The 17037-nt window shown below is 34.4% G+C and carries 17 protein-coding genes; 13 read left to right on the forward strand and 4 right to left on the reverse strand.

All coding sequences use genetic code 11. The features are described from left to right. Positions 1 to 251: 251 nt before the first annotated feature. A complete protein-coding gene (locus BHE19_RS12320; protein ID WP_083342534.1) occupies positions 252 to 2600 on the forward strand; it encodes a mechanosensitive ion channel family protein in 2349 nt (782 codons plus the stop codon). 97 nt (positions 2601 to 2697) lie between these two features. On the opposite strand, the gene BHE19_RS12325 is transcribed toward BHE19_RS12320, so the two are convergent. Then, a complete protein-coding gene (locus BHE19_RS12325; protein WP_070907372.1) occupies positions 2698 to 3705 on the reverse strand; it encodes a hypothetical protein in 1008 nt (335 codons plus the stop codon). A gap of 374 nt (positions 3706 to 4079) precedes the next feature. Between BHE19_RS12325 and BHE19_RS12330 the strand changes: the two genes are divergently transcribed. The 8 genes from BHE19_RS12330 (at position 4080) to BHE19_RS12355 (ending at position 9941) form a co-directional block, all read left to right on the forward strand. Further along, complete coding sequence (locus tag BHE19_RS12330) at positions 4080 to 4244, forward strand: hypothetical protein (RefSeq protein ID WP_233430701.1); 165 nt, start codon at positions 4080 to 4082, stop codon at positions 4242 to 4244. Positions 4245 to 4302: 58 nt separating this feature from the next. Next, a complete protein-coding gene (locus BHE19_RS12335) occupies positions 4303 to 6006 on the forward strand; it encodes a tetratricopeptide repeat-containing sensor histidine kinase (protein ID WP_070907374.1) in 1704 nt (567 codons plus the stop codon). A gap of 7 nt (positions 6007 to 6013) precedes the next feature. Next, a complete protein-coding gene (locus BHE19_RS12340; RefSeq protein WP_017495302.1) occupies positions 6014 to 6682 on the forward strand; it encodes a response regulator transcription factor in 669 nt (222 codons plus the stop codon). Positions 6683 to 6884: 202 nt separating this feature from the next. After that, the gene (locus BHE19_RS12345; RefSeq protein ID WP_083342544.1) at positions 6885 to 7487 is read left to right on the forward strand and encodes a PH domain-containing protein; all 603 of its coding nucleotides are present in this window, start codon (positions 6885 to 6887) and stop codon (positions 7485 to 7487) included. Between the two features lie 3 nt (positions 7488 to 7490). After that, positions 7491 to 7700: a TM2 domain-containing protein gene (locus BHE19_RS22300; protein ID WP_083342535.1), complete on the forward strand. Its 210-nt coding sequence runs from the start codon at positions 7491 to 7493 to the stop codon at positions 7698 to 7700. A 22-nt stretch (positions 7701 to 7722) separates the two neighbouring features. Next, positions 7723 to 8145, forward strand: coding sequence for a hypothetical protein (locus tag BHE19_RS12350; protein ID WP_233430702.1), 423 nt, complete (start codon positions 7723 to 7725; stop codon positions 8143 to 8145). Positions 8146 to 8169: 24 nt separating this feature from the next. Further along, entirely contained in the window at positions 8170 to 8373 is a 204-nt protein-coding gene (locus BHE19_RS22305) for a hypothetical protein (protein WP_083342537.1), read from the forward strand. 215 nt (positions 8374 to 8588) lie between these two features. After that, the gene (locus tag BHE19_RS12355) at positions 8589 to 9941 is read left to right on the forward strand and encodes a GH1 family beta-glucosidase (protein WP_070907375.1); all 1353 of its coding nucleotides are present in this window, start codon (positions 8589 to 8591) and stop codon (positions 9939 to 9941) included. A 313-nt stretch (positions 9942 to 10254) separates the two neighbouring features. Here BHE19_RS12355 and BHE19_RS12360 read toward each other — a convergent pair whose 3' ends face one another. Beyond that, positions 10255 to 10887: a hypothetical protein gene (locus BHE19_RS12360; RefSeq protein ID WP_089059966.1), complete on the reverse strand. Its 633-nt coding sequence runs from the start codon at positions 10885 to 10887 to the stop codon at positions 10255 to 10257. Positions 10888 to 11220: 333 nt separating this feature from the next. On the opposite strand from BHE19_RS12360, the gene BHE19_RS22630 reads away from it, so the two are divergent. Together BHE19_RS22630 and BHE19_RS12365 are read left to right on the forward strand one after the other, a co-directional pair. Beyond that, complete coding sequence (locus tag BHE19_RS22630) at positions 11221 to 11412, forward strand: hypothetical protein (RefSeq protein ID WP_123923527.1); 192 nt, start codon at positions 11221 to 11223, stop codon at positions 11410 to 11412. 57 nt (positions 11413 to 11469) lie between these two features. Beyond that, positions 11470 to 13179 (forward strand): ATP-binding protein, encoded by a 1710-nt coding sequence (locus BHE19_RS12365; RefSeq protein ID WP_070907377.1) that lies wholly within the window; start codon positions 11470 to 11472, stop codon positions 13177 to 13179. 150 nt (positions 13180 to 13329) lie between these two features. Here the strand turns inward: BHE19_RS12365 and BHE19_RS12370 are convergent, their stop codons facing one another. Then, positions 13330 to 13878 carry a 5' nucleotidase, NT5C type gene (locus BHE19_RS12370; protein WP_070907555.1) on the reverse strand — a complete coding sequence of 183 codons (549 nt, stop codon included), beginning with the start codon at positions 13876 to 13878 and terminating at the stop codon, positions 13330 to 13332. 84 nt (positions 13879 to 13962) lie between these two features. Here BHE19_RS12370 and BHE19_RS12375 point away from each other — a divergent pair, with 84 nt between their 5' ends. After that, entirely contained in the window at positions 13963 to 14712 is a 750-nt protein-coding gene (locus BHE19_RS12375) for a DeoR/GlpR family DNA-binding transcription regulator (protein ID WP_070907378.1), read from the forward strand. Positions 14713 to 14919: 207 nt separating this feature from the next. Here BHE19_RS12375 and BHE19_RS12380 read toward each other — a convergent pair whose 3' ends face one another. Then, complete coding sequence (locus BHE19_RS12380) at positions 14920 to 15912, reverse strand: tail fiber protein (protein WP_070907379.1); 993 nt, start codon at positions 15910 to 15912, stop codon at positions 14920 to 14922. 200 nt (positions 15913 to 16112) lie between these two features. On the opposite strand from BHE19_RS12380, the gene BHE19_RS12385 reads away from it, so the two are divergent. Further along, on the forward strand, positions 16113 to 16922 hold the full coding sequence (locus BHE19_RS12385; protein WP_017495292.1) for a helix-turn-helix domain-containing protein: 810 nt from the start codon (positions 16113 to 16115) through the stop codon (positions 16920 to 16922). The last annotated feature ends 115 nt before the right edge of the window (positions 16923 to 17037 follow it).

A 17037-nucleotide genomic window follows, 5' to 3' on the forward strand; every position in this document is an offset into this window, starting at 1 on the left:
TTTTAGCCACAGATTACACGGATTAAAAAGATTTTTTTTACACATGTCCAAAAACTAGGTATCACCAATATTAAAATACTTTTTACACAAAATTTAAAATCCAAATAATCGTTTTAATCTGTGGCAAAAACAATTGCCAGCGGCAGATAAAATCAGAAGTGCTAAAGCTCATATAACCAAATTTTATTGCATCCGACATTATAAATACTTTAAAAAAAATTACATTTGAACCTTAATTCATATCCCAAATTATGATCCTGAAAAGAAATTTTATCGGTGTACTCGCCTTACTGGCTGTCTTATTTCATGCACCGATTGCCTATTCTCAAACGACTTCTCCAAAAACAGAGACTAAATCAAAACTATTTGAAGAAACCACTACGGATAGTGACTATCTGATGGCTATTGAAAAAGCGGGAGAGGTTTTGGAATCTGCGCATAACGATACTGAATTTGATGGAAACAGTCATCGTTTGTTTGGTGAAATCAAAGGAACGCAAAGTAAACTTGATCTTATTCTGGCCAGCCTAAAAGGAGCAAATCCGAATGTACGCAACCAACAAATGTATCGCATTGTACTGAAAGAAATTGAGCTGGAACTTGACGAACAAAATACAGCAATCAATTCTCGCAACCTGGCACTTGAAAAAATCAAAAACAGGGTAATTGATTTGCGCAAGGATAAAACCCTCATGGGACTTTTGAAAGACACCCTTCGCCGCAAGCAATTCAAACAGGAATTTGCGAATCTGAAAAAAAGATACCTGAGTACCGACAGTCTGATGACCAAGAATCAAAGTATCTTAAACCATAATAAAAGATTAACGGTTGAGAGAAAAATTGCCGTATCAAATGCCCTAATTACTGTAGAAAGCAAACTGGAAAAATCCGGAATCCGTATGCTTAAAAAAGAGTACCCGGTTTTATGGAGTACAAACGATTCTGTAGCAAAAAAAATAGTAGGCAAAAACATTAAAGCCAAAATAATTATTGAAGAAAACGTTGCAGAATATTACTTAAGTTATCGAGCCGGTGGTTTAATCACACTGCTTTTGTTGATGGGAATATTGGGTTGGTACATTTCCCGTAATTTAAAATACCTCAACAGTAATGCACATGCCGAAAACCTGTCTCAGCTTAACTTCAAATACATCAATAGAGGTGTTGTTATTCCGGTTGCTGTCATTGGTCTTAACATTGCTGTAGTTAGCAATTTATATGCTCCGGCCCTATTTATTGAATCGATTCAGCTGGTTCTTCTGGGACTACTTACAGTACTTTTTAAAAATAAATGGTCGGCCGTTGCCATGCGCAACTGGTTACTTCTTTTGGTATTGTTTTTTATACTGTGTTTCTTAGACTTGTTTATCCCTGTTGGTTTTATGCAGCGTTGTGCCTTTATTGTAATCAACCTCTTCGGAATCCGCTATGGTTTCGTACAGATCAAAACCTTAAAAGATCAGTTATACATCAAAGGCTTTTTTAAATGGGCCACCATCATTTTTATTGGTCTGAATGCTTTATCCATTTTCGATAATGTTCTAGGAAGAGTTTCACTTGCCAATATGTTAAGTCTTACTGCTTTTATATCGCTAACGCAGATCGTGGCACTGAGTGTACTTTTAAAAATTGTACTCGAAATTATTCTTTTACAAATTTACACGACCCGCATTAAACGCGGTATCGAGAAAATTTTTGACCATGAAAGCTTATCTGATACGTTAAAAAGACCATTCATCATCGTCATCAGTTATATGTGGATTGTAGTCATTGCAGCCAATTTAAACATTTGGGAATCACTGCGCACCGGTTTGGGTTCGTTACTAAGTCACCCAAATACCATTGGAAGCATCACTTTTACGCTGGGCAATATTGTCTTATTTTTTATCATCATCTGGGTTGCGCATTTATTACAAAACTATGTGGCTTATTTCTTTGGAGAAATTGACGATGAAAACGAAGAAACCATCAATAAAAGACAGCATTCTAAACTACTCATCACAAGGCTTGTGGTTTTAATAAGTGGTTATCTTTTGGCTGTAGCTGCTTCGGGAATGCCTCTGGACAAACTGAGCATTCTACTGGGAGCCTTGGGTGTTGGTGTGGGTCTTGGACTTCAGAATGTCGTTAATAATTTCGTCTCAGGTATCATCCTGATTTTTGACAAACCCATTCAGATTGGAGATGTAATCGACATTAGTTCTGAATCTGGCCGAGTAAAATCGATGGGATTGCGTACCACCAAAATCAACTCTTCAAACGGTGCCGAAATCATTATTCCGAATGGTAATTTACTGTCGCAAAACATTACCAACTGGACGTATACTGATAATTTTAAACTAGTAGAAATTACCGCTGAGGTTACTGGTGATGTTATGCCGGAAGCAATCAATGCGATTATTCTGGAGTCTCTTGAAAGCATGGCATTAGTCAATACGACAAAAGTTCCGCAAATTTATTACAGCGCCATTTCTGATGGAAAATTCAAACTGCAAATAAAATTCTGGTGCAGCATTTACCGTACTGAAGAAACTATCAGCAATGCAAGACAGGTTCTTTTCAGTAATTTTAAAGAAAAAGGTTTAACGCTGTCTACCTAAACATACTCCTACTTTTCGAATTCAAAGGAATAAAAAACGGAAATGACTTTCTCAAAAGTTATTTCCGTTTTTTTATTTAATCTTCTAATGAACTCATTTACCTCTTTATATATTTATTCAGGATGTAATGTGTCACAGGTCGTAACGGACTATTATTTTCCGGATGTCTGCCGTGTGCATCAAAAAATTCAATTCCATTTGCCGTCTTAGCATACCATATAATCGCTACTCCGTTTTTATCAAAATAAGTGGTCGTATCACAAACCTTAATCTTTTTAAGATTGACAAGCGTTGGGTCTATTATTTCAATATTTGCAGATTTAGCCAGTCCTTGTATCTTTAAATCACAATCTACCATCTCATAATGGTCGCCCGACCATTGCATGCATTCCTTATCCTGAAAAGCATAATAAGTACTTATACTTATTAAACACAGAAAACTAACAATCCCCATAATAACAAGTTGTCTTCTTGTCGGAAATTTAGAATTAGGATTAGGGACAGGATTAGGGACAGGATTAGAGTCAGAATCAGGACTTTTTTCGACATTTACATTTACAAATGAATTGATTAGTGGTTTTATCACTTCAATACCACTTACTTCTTCTCTTCCACTCACTTTTTCTCTTTCTTTTCTATTCAGAAATGTTTCCAGAATTCCAGAGTCCGAACTTAGTTCCATTTGTGGATTCAATACTTCTAACTTGTCCTCATCTTCAAGTTGAACCTCATCTTCAAATAATTCCTGAATTCTAAATTTATTAAAAGGTCTTGCCTTGAAATCTACTAGGATTGCAGCCATATTTACCGCATCGACAATTGCAGGATCTGATCCTCCTTTGAAAAATTTTTCGATAGGTCTGAATTTATCAATTTGCTCCTCAAACTTGTTCTTTTTATTCACATCAAAAGTCAATCCTAATAAAGAACTAAAAACATTTAAATCGTCCTGATTTCTATTTTGCTGCTGAAATAACTCCCAACATAAATTACGCAGTTTTGCTCTGGTAGGACTATTCAAATAAACAAAATGATCGTTGTTTTTTTCTATCTCATATTTCTTCTTAACCGCTTTTTTGTAATCTTCAAAAGTATTGTTTGGCATGATATCTTAGGATTTTTAAGGATTTGTCAATTGGATTTTCAAGGACTTTTACGGAATTATAAGGACTTCAAAAAATACATCGGAATTCCCGGAATTCCTTGTCAATACAGGCTTACAAGCATCGTTACTTTGCCTTCAGAATCAGTTAACGTTTTGATCTGCAGGTCAAAAACAAATGTACAAAACTAGTTCAATTAAAAAGTGTGGAAAACCGTAAAACGGAGTTTATCCGGGAAGTATAAATGAAAATTTTACGGCCTACGCACTTCACTTCCCAACAAAATTGGCATCGCCATAACAAGATTCAGAAAAGTTCTGAACGGGCATGCCGCATATAATTTTTAAATCCAAAAACCATGAAAAATTTATATTTGATGGGAGCAATTGTGCTTCTTAGTGCCTCTTTATATTCTTGCACCGCTGACGAATACGATACTGCAAAAACAAATGACAAACCTGCAATACCTGCATATGCTGACGGTCCTGGTGATCAACCCATAACGGTTCCACCACCACCGCCACCACCACCAGTAAAATAATGAAGAAGTAAGATATTTCATTAATAATAAATTAGTATTTTCGGGGAAAGTAACTTTTATGGTACGATCCCCGTTTTTTTATTTTTTATTTTTTCTGCTGCTTCTTTCCTGTCAAGAGCAAACTTCCCATACTTCTAATGCTTCATCTATCAGAAAAGATGCTATAGACTATGTCAATAAAGGAAGGGTTAGTTTTCAAAACAAAAACTTTAATACCGCATTTTATCAATTTAATAAATCAAAAATTGCCTCTGAAGCTATAAAAGACAGTGCCAATGTCGTTTACAATCTTATTCAGATGGCTAATATACAGCAGATCAACGGAGATTATTACGGCAGCAAAGAAACCCTAACCGAAGCACTGCCCTATCTCAAAAAGAAAGATGTTTATAGCGCTGCCATCAATAATTTATTTGGTATTGCTGACAAAGAACTCTCTATCTATAATGACGCTATTTTCTTCTATAAAGAAGCTTTAAAAGATTGTACCGATGATTCGTCCAGGCAATCTCCTTTGAATAATATTGCTGTTGTTTACATTCAGCAGAAAAAATATAATGAAGCGATCAATATCTTAAACACGATATTGGATAAAAAACTCTTAGATAAGGAGCCACCAAAAAAAGCAAGGGTTTTAGACAATCTGGGCTATGCCTATTTTAAAATGGGTGAGACAGAAAAGGGATACTCCCTGATGAACGAAGGGCATAAAATGAGAACTCAGAGTGAAGATTTCTATGGAAGTATCGAAAGTAATTTACATTTAGCCGACTTTTATTCCAAATCAAATTCCCAAAAATCTAACCAATATGCTCAGGCAGCCTATCAGCTTGCGACACATTTCAATAGTGTTGATGAACGCTTAAGGGCTTTGTCTTTTTTAATGTCTAATGATTCCGGAATTAAAAACGTACAGTATGCCCAAAAGTTCATTTTCCTGAACGACAGTATTATTAAAATCCGAAACAATTTTAAAAATAAATTTGCTAAAATTAAGTATGATTCTAAAAAAGAGAAAGATGAGAATCAAAAACTTCGTTTAGAAAGAGCCGAGAACTTACTTTCAATTCAGGAAGCCAAATACCAAAGGGCGTTTTTTATAATCGGAATAGCTGCTTTGTGTCTTTTATTATTGTATTTGAGAAAATTTTATCAAAACCGAAACCGAATCGAAAAATTAACAGCGGCATACGATACCGAAACCCGGATTGCCAAAGACATTCATGACGAATTGGCAAATGATGTTTTTAATACCATCACCTTTACACAAACACAGTCCCTGGAAAGTCCCAATGTAAAAGAAAATTTAGTTCATAAACTGGATCAGATCTACAATCGGGTTCGTGGAATTTCAAGAGAAAATAATGAAATTGATACGAAAGCCAATTATGCGGTTAACTTAAAAGAAATGCTTTCGACATATAACAGCCCCAGTACCAATGTAATTATTAATAATATTGAAAAAGTAAACTGGGATTTAGTTGACGATATCAAAAAAGTTGCTGTACATAGGGTTCTACAGGAATTAATGGTCAATATGAAAAAGCACAGCGAGGCATTAGTAGTTGTTTTGAAATTTGAAAATACTGCCAACAAAATACTTATTGAATACTCTGACAATGGCAAAGGCTGTGAAAAAGATAAAATAATTAAAAATGGCCTTCAAAATATGGAAAACCGTATTCTGGCCACAAAAGGAACTATTACTTTTGACACTGAACCCCACAAAGGTTTTAAAGTAAAAATAACACTGCCTAAATAAATAACTTATGTTTAAAAAAGTACTAGTTGCCGAAGATCTTGATACTATGAATTTAGGAATTGAACAAGTCCTGAAGGATTTAAATATCAGCCATTTTCAACAATCAAAATATTGTGATGAAGCCTTTCTCAAAATACGGAGAGCAATTCAGGATGATGAGCCTTATGACTTATTAATTAGCGATCTTTCCTTCAAGACTGATCATCGCGAAGTAAAAATTGCTAACGGAGATGAACTGGTTCAAAAAGTACGTGAATTACAGCCCAATATTAAAATCATTGCTTATTCGGTCGAAGATAAAAGTTATCGTATCAAATCACTTTTTGAAGACGCAAAAGTGGATGCTTTTGTATTAAAAGGTCTCAATAGCATCCAAGAACTGAAAAAAGCGATTCACCTTATTTTTACTTCAGATCAAAAATTTATTTCGCCTGAGGTTGCTTCTGCACTTCAGGAAAAAAATAATTTTGAAATCGATGATTTAGACATACTCATCCTAAAACATTTATCGCTCGGAACTCTTCAGGATGATATTATAGAAACGTTCAAAGAGATGGGGATAAAACCCAATAGTAAAAGCGCCATCGAGAAGAGAATTTCGAAACTGAAAGATTTTTTCAAAGCCAATAACACCATTCATTTGGTTACCATTACCAAAGACATGGGAATTATTTAAAATCCCTGATTTTTAATCCTACCTATTCAAAGCTCCTTCGGGAGCTTTTTTTATGGTCCAATTATAATTTTTCCAGATTATGGATTTCCGTAAAATACTGGTTCTTAATGAACCTACATTTGATAAAAATAAAAGAATGATTCGTTCAGATCAGCTATTATTAGAATTACCGAACGCAAATAATAATTTTAAAAAACCAATTATGATAAACGATTTAAAAAAATTCTTAAACGAAGAACAAGACCCAAAAGCAGTTGAAAAACTATTAACCAAAGTCAATGGATTACTAACCTCAGGTGAACAGGTAGAATACATAGCAGTACAAAAAAAACCGGCCTTAAATTTATCACCCGACTGTATTGCCCTAACAAACAAAAGAATAATCTTCTGTAGGCCGAAAAATTTAGGTTTGTCAATGGATTTTCAGGATTATGCCTGGAAAGATATTTTAGATTGTCACATGAAGGAAGGAATTATGGGTGCAACTTTTACGATGAAGACGACCACAGGAAAAATGAACATGCTTGATTATTTGCCAAAGTCACAGGCTAGAAAATTGTATCAATTTGCTCAGGAAAAAGAAGAAGAAATGATTGTTTACAGACGCGAACGCGATCTTGAAAACAAGAGAGCAATTGCCGGAGGAGGAATAACTGTAAATACCGGGACATCAGTTCCTCAAAGTACAGAGCAAAAAGAAGATCCTATTGAAACACTTAACAAACTCAAAAAATTACTGGAAGGCGAAATCATTTCGCAAATAGAATTTGACTCAAAAAAAACAGAAATATTATCTAAAATGTAAATTATGAAAAGTAAACTAACTGCAACAATTTTAACTTTCTTTCTTGGAGGACTTGGAATTCACAAATTCTATTTAGGAAAATCAACACAGGGAATAATGTATATCTTATTTTGCTGGACATTTATCCCCTCTATACTAGCTTTCTTTGAATTTTTCGGATTGTTATTTATGTCGGATCATTCCTTTAATGTGAAGTACAATAATGGATTCTAGCTTTTAAACACATTAAAAAAATATGCTTAATAATTATAGAATCTTCTATAAAATCTCATTTCTACTTCTAACATTAGGAATGTGCTCATGCCATAAAAAATTACCTCCTCAAAAAATAAACACTTTTTATCAGGAGGTAATTACTCCGGCAGATCGCCAGACTATTAATCCCGAAGAAGCCAAAACCTACCACATAGACACTGAATATCAATATAAATACCGTACAGGCACTTCAGGGGATTATGAATACAACTATAACGTAAAAGGGATTGATATCAAGGGAGATTCGGTTTTTGGAAACATCAATGTAAAAGGAAAATATGGCGCAGGAATCTTAACGTTTGATACCATTCCTGATCTCGAAATTAAAACAGAATGGATAGAACATGGAAAACTAAATGCCACAGATTTAAAAGGGAATACTTATCAACTAGTCGTTCAGTAGCCAATTTCCCAAAAACCTATTCTTATGAAATACACTTTACTTTTTATATTTTTAACCTCTTTTCATCCCTTTGAAGCCAAAGTATTTATCTGTGGCCCAACAGGTGCCAAAAAATACCATTACAATGAAAATTGTCGTGGTCTGAGCTCCTGTCGTAGTGAAGTTACGAAAGTCTCCCTCAAGCGTGCACAAGGCCTTGGACTCACCCTTTGCGGTTGGGAAGACTGACCTTTTCAAAGCGACAGAAATTCTTTTAAACATTTGATAATAATCACTTTACATTTAATTCACATTAGTTTTATTAATTTGAATAAAACTAAACGTTATGAAATTCTTTAATCTAAATTTTCTAGTTTCATTCAAAGAATGGCTTTTTTTAAGAGCAATGCAATCTTCTTTCCTTCATTAATAAATTACAATTTTAAAAAGGAAAGTACAATTGAATGAATAAAGTTGAGACCTCATTTTTGCATAAAAACCAATTTGGAGATGATTTCTTGTGGGGTGTTTCAACCGCCGCTTTCCAAATTGAAGGCGCACATGATACCGACGGAAAAGGTCCTTCTATTTGGGATGTTTTTACTTCTCAGAAAGGAAAAATAAAGAACGGACATCATGCTTCAACTGCTTGCGATTTTTATAATTCGTACCAAAACGATATCGATTTAATTCGTGAGCTGAATATTCCGAACTTTCGATTTTCGATCAGCTGGCCCCGAATCATGCCTACCGGGGTTCCTCCAATTAATCAGGCCGGAATAGCCTATTACAACAAAATCATTGACGCTCTGCTCTTGGCCGGAATTGAACCGTGGATTACACTTTACCACTGGGATCTTCCACATGATTTAGAGCTAAAAGGAGGCTGGACCAATCGCGAATCGGTTAACTGGTTTTCGGCCTACGTTGAAATCTGTGTCCAAAGTTTTGGTGATCGGGTTAAAAACTGGATGGTAATCAATGAACCCTCCGTTTTTACAGGTGCGGGGTATTTTCTGGGCATTCATGCTCCAGGAAAAAAAGGCATTACCAACTACCTGAAAGCCATGCACCATGTCACTTTAGCTACCGCAGCAGGTGCCAAAATAATACGAAATCGTATACCGGACGCTCATATTGGAACAACTTTCTCCTGTACACATATTGAACCCGCAACTCAGTCTTCTAAAGACATCGAAGCAGCGAAACGGGTAGACACTTTATTAAACAGAACTTTTATCGAACCCATTTTAGGAATGGGTTATCCCCAAGGCGATTTACCGGTATTAAAGAAACTTAATGCTTATATTATAGAAGATGATCTCAATAATTTGTCTTTTGACTTTGATTTTATTGGTCTGCAATGTTACACCCGCGAAGTTGTAAAATCATCTTTACTTATTCCGTATATCGGTGCTGAACTAATCAGTGCCGAAAAAAGAAATGTCATTTCAACCGATATGGGATGGGAAGTTTACCCTCCTGCTCTTTATGAGGTGCTTAAAAAATTTAATGCCTACAATGGCATCAAAAAGATTATTATTACCGAAAATGGCGCCGCTTTTCCCGATACTCTAAAAAATGGAAAGGTATATGATATTAAACGCACGCACTACATTCAGGACCATTTGGAGCAAATTCTGAAAGCTAAAAAAGAAGGTCTAAATGTTGACGGTTATTTTGTTTGGACACTTACTGACAATTTTGAATGGGCCGAAGGTTACAACGCCCGTTTTGGATTGATACACGTAGATTTCGACACCCAACAAAGAACCATCAAGCATTCAGGATTGTGGTTCAAAGATTTCTTGTCTTAAGATAAACGCTGAATAAAGTAATTTTGCTCCACTTCCATTGACGAATTCAGAACAAATTTTATTGGCTTAAAAAGCAAAAAATACGACACCGAAATCTTATAAAATTTTTGTGTTAAAAAGCAAAAAAAACACCAAAAACCCTTGATTTCATTAGGTTTAATGGTGTTTTTTTCTTATCTTTATAGTATAAATAACAGCCAATATATGCCGAAAAACACACTCTTTACACGCCTGAATTTTGTTTCAAAAAATGATTCATTTTACTTCTTCCTGCATTTTATTTTTCAAAATGCTTCTCTGTTTTATTTCAAAACTATTCCGTTTGGTCTTTTTTACGCACAAAGTATAAACGTGCAGAAGACACAAAAGCGACCGCCCCAACTGTAGCTGTAATTATTTTTCGTGGATAGATTTTCTTAACTATTTTTCTTGAGAGTACGTACTTAAAATTATAGAAACGATTTCCTTTTTCAGAATAACTTTCCACGAGATTGCCTTCTTCGAGGTTGCTTTCTTCGATGATCTCGACCTCAGCAGCTGCATTAATTTCGACAACACTTATCATGTGTTTGACCTCATTAATTCGACACTTTTCATTGTACTTTTTAAAAGGACGTGGTTGAAAGTCTACCATAATTGCTGCCAGATTTATGGCATCAATATTTGATGGATCGGTCTCTCCTTTAAAAAAAGTTTCGATCGGTCTGAACTTATCTTTTTGTTCATTAAACTTATTTTTTCGTGTATGATCAAAATCTAAACACAATAAATTTCTGAAAACATTTAAGTCGTCCTGAGTCGGATTATTTTCAAAAATAATCCAACACAAGTCACGGAGCTTTGCGCGCGAAGGGTTGTACAAATAATCAAAGTATTCACCTTCTTTCTCGATCTCGTATTTGCTCTTAATCGCTTTTTTGTATTCTTCTAATGTCTGGCTATGCATGGTATTTTTTTGGGAATTTTCGGGAATTGTTGGGAATCTCAGGAAAACGAGGGAATTCTGGGAATCCCCTACCATTAAAGGCTTTAAAGTGTCTTTTCTTTGCCATAGAAATTAGTTCAAGTTTTATCTGCAGATTAAAACAAAAATATAAAACTAGTTCAAATTAACAGTGTAAAAAAAACCGTAAGACCGATTTTATTCGGGAAGTATAAATAACGTCTTACTGTTCTACACATTGTACTTCCCAAAAAACCAATATTGGTATTGCCCTAACCAACCTCCGGACTATTTCCGGTCAGCAATACCCATGTCTAATTTCTAAATCTAAATAATATGAAAAAGCTAATAATTTTTATCGCTTTCACGATACTATTCACCATGTTCTCCTGTACACCTGATGAATACGAAACTCCAACCAAACAGGAAACAAAGAAATCTATTGATCCTGCAAAACCAACTTTTGCTGATGGTCCTGGTGATGGTTCTGGAAATGGAACACCACCACCACCACCACCAGATATTTAATAAAGATATTATTTTTAGTATCTAATTAATTACTATTTTCGGGGAAAGTAAATTTGTATGTTACGGTCCCCGTTTTTTTGTTTCATTATCTTTCTTTTTCTGTTTTCCTGTAAAGAAGAAAAGACCAATATTACTAGCAAAGCATCTATTCAAAAAGAAGCATTTCGTTTACGAGATAAAGCAATTGAAAACTTTAAAGAACAAAACTTTAATACCTCCTTTTATGAGTTTAATAAATCGAAACAGCTTTATGAAATTTTAAAAGACAGCGCTAATATTGGGTATGTACTTACTATGATAGGATGTATTCAACAAGTCAACGGAGATTATTATGGTAGCAAAGAAACTGTGACTGAAGCAATCGTCTATGTTAAAAAAAAGAGCATGTATGCTGCTGATATTAATAATGCATTAGGCATTGCCGACAAAGAACTCTCTCAATATAATGATGCTATTTTTTATTATAAAGAGGCTGTTAAAGATTACCCAACTGCTTTACAAAAGCTACTCCCTTTAAGTAATATTGCCCCTGTATATATCCATCAAAAAAAATATCCTCAAGCTATTGCAATTTTAGAATTCATTTTAAGTACTAAATTACTGGACGATAAATCTCAAGAAATTAATAAAGCAAGAATTCAGGACAATCTAGGGTACTCTTATTTTAAGAATGGAATAGATGAAAAAGGATTCCATTTAATGAATGAAGCGCTCCAGACCAGAAATGAAATTAAAGATACCTATGGCAGTATTGAAAGTTATCTGCACCTAGCCGACTACCATGCTAAAAAAGACATCCAGAGATCAGACGAAAATGCTCTTGCAGCTTATAACATTGCTACAAAACTAAACAGCATAGATGAAAGACTGGAAGCCCTCCAAATTTTAATCTCGAATGATCATAGTCCTCAAAATCATAAATATGTTCAAAAATATTTTAAACTAAATGACAGCATCATAAAAGTTCGGAACAACTTCAAAAATAAATTTGCTAAAATTAAATACGATGCTAAAGTAGAAAAAGATGAAAATGCCAAACTCCGTCTGGAAAAAGCCGAAACTCAATTGTCTCTTCAAAAAGCTAAATATTTGCGAATTGTATATATAATCATTTTCGTTTTCTTAGTCATTCTAATTTTAATTGTAGTGCGTTATTACAAAAACAAGAACAAAGCAATCGAATTTAAAACTTCGTATATGACCGAAGCCCGCATCGCAAAAAAAATTCATGATGAGCTGGCAAACGATGTCTACAATGTCATTGCTTTTGCAGAGTCACAGCCTTTATCTAAAGAAAACACCAGAGAAAATCTACTGCAGAAACTAGATGATATTTACGGACGTGTAAGAGGAATCTCCAGAGAAAATAACAAGATTGAGACCGGTGCAGATTTCACTTACAGCATTAAAGAAATGCTTTCGACTTACAAAACTAACGAAAGAAACATTATTGTCACCAATTTAGAAAGCATTAACTGGGAAACGATTAACGACACTAAAAAAATTACCATAAGCCGAATTTTACAGGAATTAATGGTGAATATGAGAAAACACAGCAATGCCAGTATTGTTGGGATAAAATTTGAAAATAACGAGAAATCAATCGCAATAAACTATACCGATAACGGGAAAGGTTTTGAAAAGGCCACTATTGCAAAAAATGGTCTGCAAAACATGGAACAACGCATCCAGGCCGTTAAAGGAACTATTACTTTTGATACAGCACCGGATAAAGGATTTAAAGCAAACCTTTCTATACCTAAATAAATTCAACATTATAATTTGACTATCTAATAACTTGGATATACAAAAAAAAAGCCTTTCAAGATTACTCTCAAAAGGCTCTTTCCCTTCAAAAAACAGGTTAATAAAAAACTAATCCTGTATACTATTTCGTTATTTTAAGGCAAATAAACTTTAGTTTAAATTAGATACAATGTCTTTCTCTAAAATTTCAACGGCTTCTTTCCAGTTGTTTACCCTTAAATGGTGCGTTAGATTAACGTTATGAAATGCGGTAAACATGATTGGTTTTCCCATGCAATGATCTAAATTTTTTCTGTGATCATCAATCATATAATCGGTATTGATAATTCGTTTGCTGCCGCATAAAATGATATTTTCCCATGTGATAAAAGGAAAATGCTCTGCCAGCCAGGCTACTTTCTCAGCCAGTGATACCGGAAATTCTGTTGCAGCAGAAACAATAAATATTTCAAAGTTTTCTTGTAAACGGCGTAAACTTTCTATTGCGTCGGGTATTACCGGTAGATTTCTGAAAAAATTATCTGCATTCAAAACTTTACGCAAAAGTACCCTGTCACTAAAAGCTTCTTCTTCGCTTAATCCCTGAATGCTTTCTTTTGAAAGTGAGGTTCCGCTCTCTTCATTATACTGTTTTATTAATTGTGCTTCAATGTCGGCAAGTACACCGTCCATATCGATGGCAATAGTTTTCTTTTTCATTTCGATTAATTTTGCAACAAATTTACGCAAATATTGCAAAGTATTGCAATTTTAACTTATTTTTGCAATATAAATTTGCACGACATGAAAAAAGAGGAACGTCAAAAAGTAATTTTAGAATACCTGTCAAAAGAACATCGACTTACTTTACAAGAACTTAGCGTCTATTTAAATGTTTCTGAAGACACGATAAGACGGGATGTAAAAGAACTTTCAGATCAGGGATTGTTAAAGGCTGTCCGCGGAGGTGCGGTTGCCCCGTCTCCGATTCCGCTTCATTTTAGAAATAGAGAGAAACATGACCTTGAAAACAAAAAAATAATAGCCGAAAAAGCAATCTCTTATCTAAAAGACGGACAGGTAGTTTTTATCGATGGCGGAACCACTTCATTAGCTTTAGTGGCCAGTTTCCCTTATGATTTGAAAATAACGGTCATTACCAACAGTTTTCCTGTAGCGGCCCTAATTGAAGATTTGCCCAATATCGAATTGATTTTTGCCGGAGGAAGAATGTGCAAAACTTCTTTTGCTACCGCCAGTATTGAGACGATTGATTTTTTCAGAAACTTCAGAGCCAACATTTGTATTCTCGGACTTTGCAGCATTCATCACGAACGTGGTGTTACAGGGGTTTTACACGATGATTCTCAGATAAAAAGAAACATGATTCAGCACTCCGATTTTGTTATCGCTCTGGGCTCTATCGAAAAAGTAGGCACTGCTGAATCCTATTTTGTTTGTCCGATTAAAGATATAGACGTACTGGTGACCAATATTGATCCGGAGGATGAAACTTTAAAACCTTATCAAAATGCAGGAGTGACACTTGTTTAATTTTTGTGATGATTAAGAATGCATTTTATCGCATAAATAAACTGATCCAATCTTTTACTATGATATATTTTAACTTAAAGAAGAATAACAAGGAATGTCAAGTACATCTTCACTAGAACGTTTTTGTTATAGCAAAACATCAAATAACCTAAACAGTCGAAAAAAAAGTCTTTAAAATTTAATTTTTTAAAGACTTCTAGTTTTTAATTACTTTTTCTCAAGAACATTTAACCTATAATTTTGTTCTTCTACTATTTTAATTAAATAGTCAACATTTTTTTGCTGCTCAATTGCATGTAAGGTTAATTCTTCTATTTTTTTAAGCAAACTCAAATTCATCTCTGCTAACATTAATCCATTTTTCTCTATTTCCTGAGCTGAAGGTATTTCTGGTAAATGATTATTTAGTTTAATATATTTTTCGACTTCTCGCAATGATTTTAATTTATAATCATTGGCAAAAACATAATCCGGAAACCTTCCTGCATTAACCGTTACTTTTACTTCCCGAGCATGAATATCTCCGGCAACCGTAAGTTTTGAATCTGGATTTTTCGTACCTATACCAACATTTTTACTATAATCAATACGCATCACTTCTGTGGCATCGGCTCCCCCAATCATAAAAATTGTAGAGGCTGCTCCTCCGGTATTCGGTCCTATTTTAATATCTCCACCATTACCCCCCATAATGTCGTTTACATAGAGATTTGATCTCACCATTACTTTACCATTAACATCTAAAAGAGTTAAGCTATTTGGTTGATCTGTTCCAATACCTAATTTACCTAAAACGTAACTTGTCCCACTACCCCCAATTTTTAAATTTCCAGAAGATTCTACATCGCTTTTGGAGTCTAAAAGATAACGCCAGCTTTCCCATGTATTTTGCTGAAAAAATGCACTCCTGTATAATATTCTGCCCCCATTCCAGGTATTGTCAAAATAAAGTTGTGAATCTAAATGACCTCCTCTACCATTTATCTCTAGCAGAGAGCCCCAGCTAGAGGGTGCACCTGCCCCTTCATAATTATCCCAAAGTCTTATAGACATTGGTTCTACACCAGCTCTGGGTGCACTATTAAAATCTTTTTGAGTCTGGCTCCAGTTTAAACTTTTAGTCCCCAAATTACCATCAAAAGTTTGACTGTACGAAAACGAACAAAGTAGTACAATAAATGAACATAGCTTTTTCTTCATGTGTTTTGTTTTGTTTATTCTGACAAATTTAGATAATCTTCAAAAAAGACTCCTAAAATGCTCTTATTTTTTCTAGCACGGTAATATTTTATTTCTATGTCCTACTATAAAATTCTCCTTACTATTTTTCATAACTTTACATCTATCAATAAATTAATCCTAAAAATCCATTTACTATTTGAAAATTAAACATCCGTAAAATGCAATTCCAATATTTTTTGCCATCAGAAATTCTGAAGCCTTATATCAAACATTACTATATTTTTGAATCAGATTCGGATAAGGAGTTTGAAGATACGGTATTTCCCAGTGGCGAAATGGAAATCATTTTCAATCTTGGTGATGGCATTTGGGAATCATTGGTTGACCAGACTTTCTACAAAACTCCAAAAATTGAATTATGGGGACAGATCACTAAACCTCTTGCCATAAAATCAAAAGGCAAACATACAATGTTGGGAATTCGGTTTTATACGCACACGGCAGCTTATTTTTTTAAGGATGAAATCGGAATATTCAACAATCAGATTTTCGATCTCGAAGATATAATTGGTAATCCAATAAAACATTTGCACGATCAGTTACTAGAAACTTCTGATATTAAAAAAAGGATCGAACTGATCGAAACCTTCCTGATACAAAAAATTATAACAAACGATAAAATATCGGATAAGATCGAAAAAGTAGCTCATATCTTATCCAGTTTACTCAACGACCCGACTGAAAGCAATATCAACAGTATTTCAGTAAAATATGGTATAACGCCCCGTTATCTTCATAAACTAGTCTTTCAGCATACGGGACTCGCTCCAAAAGCATTTAATAAAATCAAACGTTTCCAACACAGTCTTAAGCTCATTAACACTACCGAATACCCCTTTACTTCTATTGCTTATGATTCCGGCTATTTTGATCAATCCCATTTTATAAGGGATTTTAAATCCTTTACAGGAACTACGCCAACTTCCTATTTAGAGAATCAGTCTCCTATCAATCAATTAATTATCTAAAAAGAATATACTGCATTACAGAATTAATTCTTAGTACCTTAGAAACTAAGCCCCTTAATTTAAAATTCAGTTCCGATTTGTACAATTCAGACGTTTTTACCCTGACTATCTTTGA

Source organism: Flavobacterium tructae, from assembly GCF_001853485.1.
In the GTDB taxonomy this organism is placed as follows: domain Bacteria; phylum Bacteroidota; class Bacteroidia; order Flavobacteriales; family Flavobacteriaceae; genus Flavobacterium; species Flavobacterium tructae.

What these genes read in the sequence shown, in the direction of transcription:
- BHE19_RS12320 (WP_083342534.1), top strand. Translation starts at nt 252, where the DNA reads ATGATCCTGAAAAGAAATTTTATCGGTGTACTCGCCTTACTGGCTGTC.
- BHE19_RS12380 (WP_070907379.1), bottom strand. Translation starts at nt 15,912, where the DNA reads ATGAAGAAAAAGCTATGTTCATTTATTGTACTACTTTGTTCGTTTTCG.
- BHE19_RS12335 (WP_070907374.1), top strand. Translation starts at nt 4,303, where the DNA reads ATGGTACGATCCCCGTTTTTTTATTTTTTATTTTTTCTGCTGCTTCTT.
- BHE19_RS22300 (WP_083342535.1), top strand. Translation starts at nt 7,491, where the DNA reads ATGAAAAGTAAACTAACTGCAACAATTTTAACTTTCTTTCTTGGAGGA.
- BHE19_RS12330 (WP_233430701.1), top strand. Translation starts at nt 4,080, where the DNA reads ATGGGAGCAATTGTGCTTCTTAGTGCCTCTTTATATTCTTGCACCGCT.
- BHE19_RS12325 (WP_070907372.1), bottom strand. Translation starts at nt 3,705, where the DNA reads ATGCCAAACAATACTTTTGAAGATTACAAAAAAGCGGTTAAGAAGAAA.
- BHE19_RS12360 (WP_089059966.1), bottom strand. Translation starts at nt 10,887, where the DNA reads ATGCATAGCCAGACATTAGAAGAATACAAAAAAGCGATTAAGAGCAAA.
- BHE19_RS12345 (WP_083342544.1), top strand. Translation starts at nt 6,885, where the DNA reads ATGATAAACGATTTAAAAAAATTCTTAAACGAAGAACAAGACCCAAAA.
- BHE19_RS12375 (WP_070907378.1), top strand. Translation starts at nt 13,963, where the DNA reads ATGAAAAAAGAGGAACGTCAAAAAGTAATTTTAGAATACCTGTCAAAA.
- BHE19_RS12340 (WP_017495302.1), top strand. Translation starts at nt 6,014, where the DNA reads ATGTTTAAAAAAGTACTAGTTGCCGAAGATCTTGATACTATGAATTTA.
- BHE19_RS12350 (WP_233430702.1), top strand. Translation starts at nt 7,723, where the DNA reads ATGCTTAATAATTATAGAATCTTCTATAAAATCTCATTTCTACTTCTA.
- BHE19_RS12385 (WP_017495292.1), top strand. Translation starts at nt 16,113, where the DNA reads ATGCAATTCCAATATTTTTTGCCATCAGAAATTCTGAAGCCTTATATC.
- BHE19_RS12370 (WP_070907555.1), bottom strand. Translation starts at nt 13,878, where the DNA reads ATGAAAAAGAAAACTATTGCCATCGATATGGACGGTGTACTTGCCGAC.
- BHE19_RS22630 (WP_123923527.1), top strand. Translation starts at nt 11,221, where the DNA reads ATGAAAAAGCTAATAATTTTTATCGCTTTCACGATACTATTCACCATG.
- BHE19_RS12365 (WP_070907377.1), top strand. Translation starts at nt 11,470, where the DNA reads ATGTTACGGTCCCCGTTTTTTTGTTTCATTATCTTTCTTTTTCTGTTT.
- BHE19_RS12355 (WP_070907375.1), top strand. Translation starts at nt 8,589, where the DNA reads ATGAATAAAGTTGAGACCTCATTTTTGCATAAAAACCAATTTGGAGAT.
- BHE19_RS22305 (WP_083342537.1), top strand. Translation starts at nt 8,170, where the DNA reads ATGAAATACACTTTACTTTTTATATTTTTAACCTCTTTTCATCCCTTT.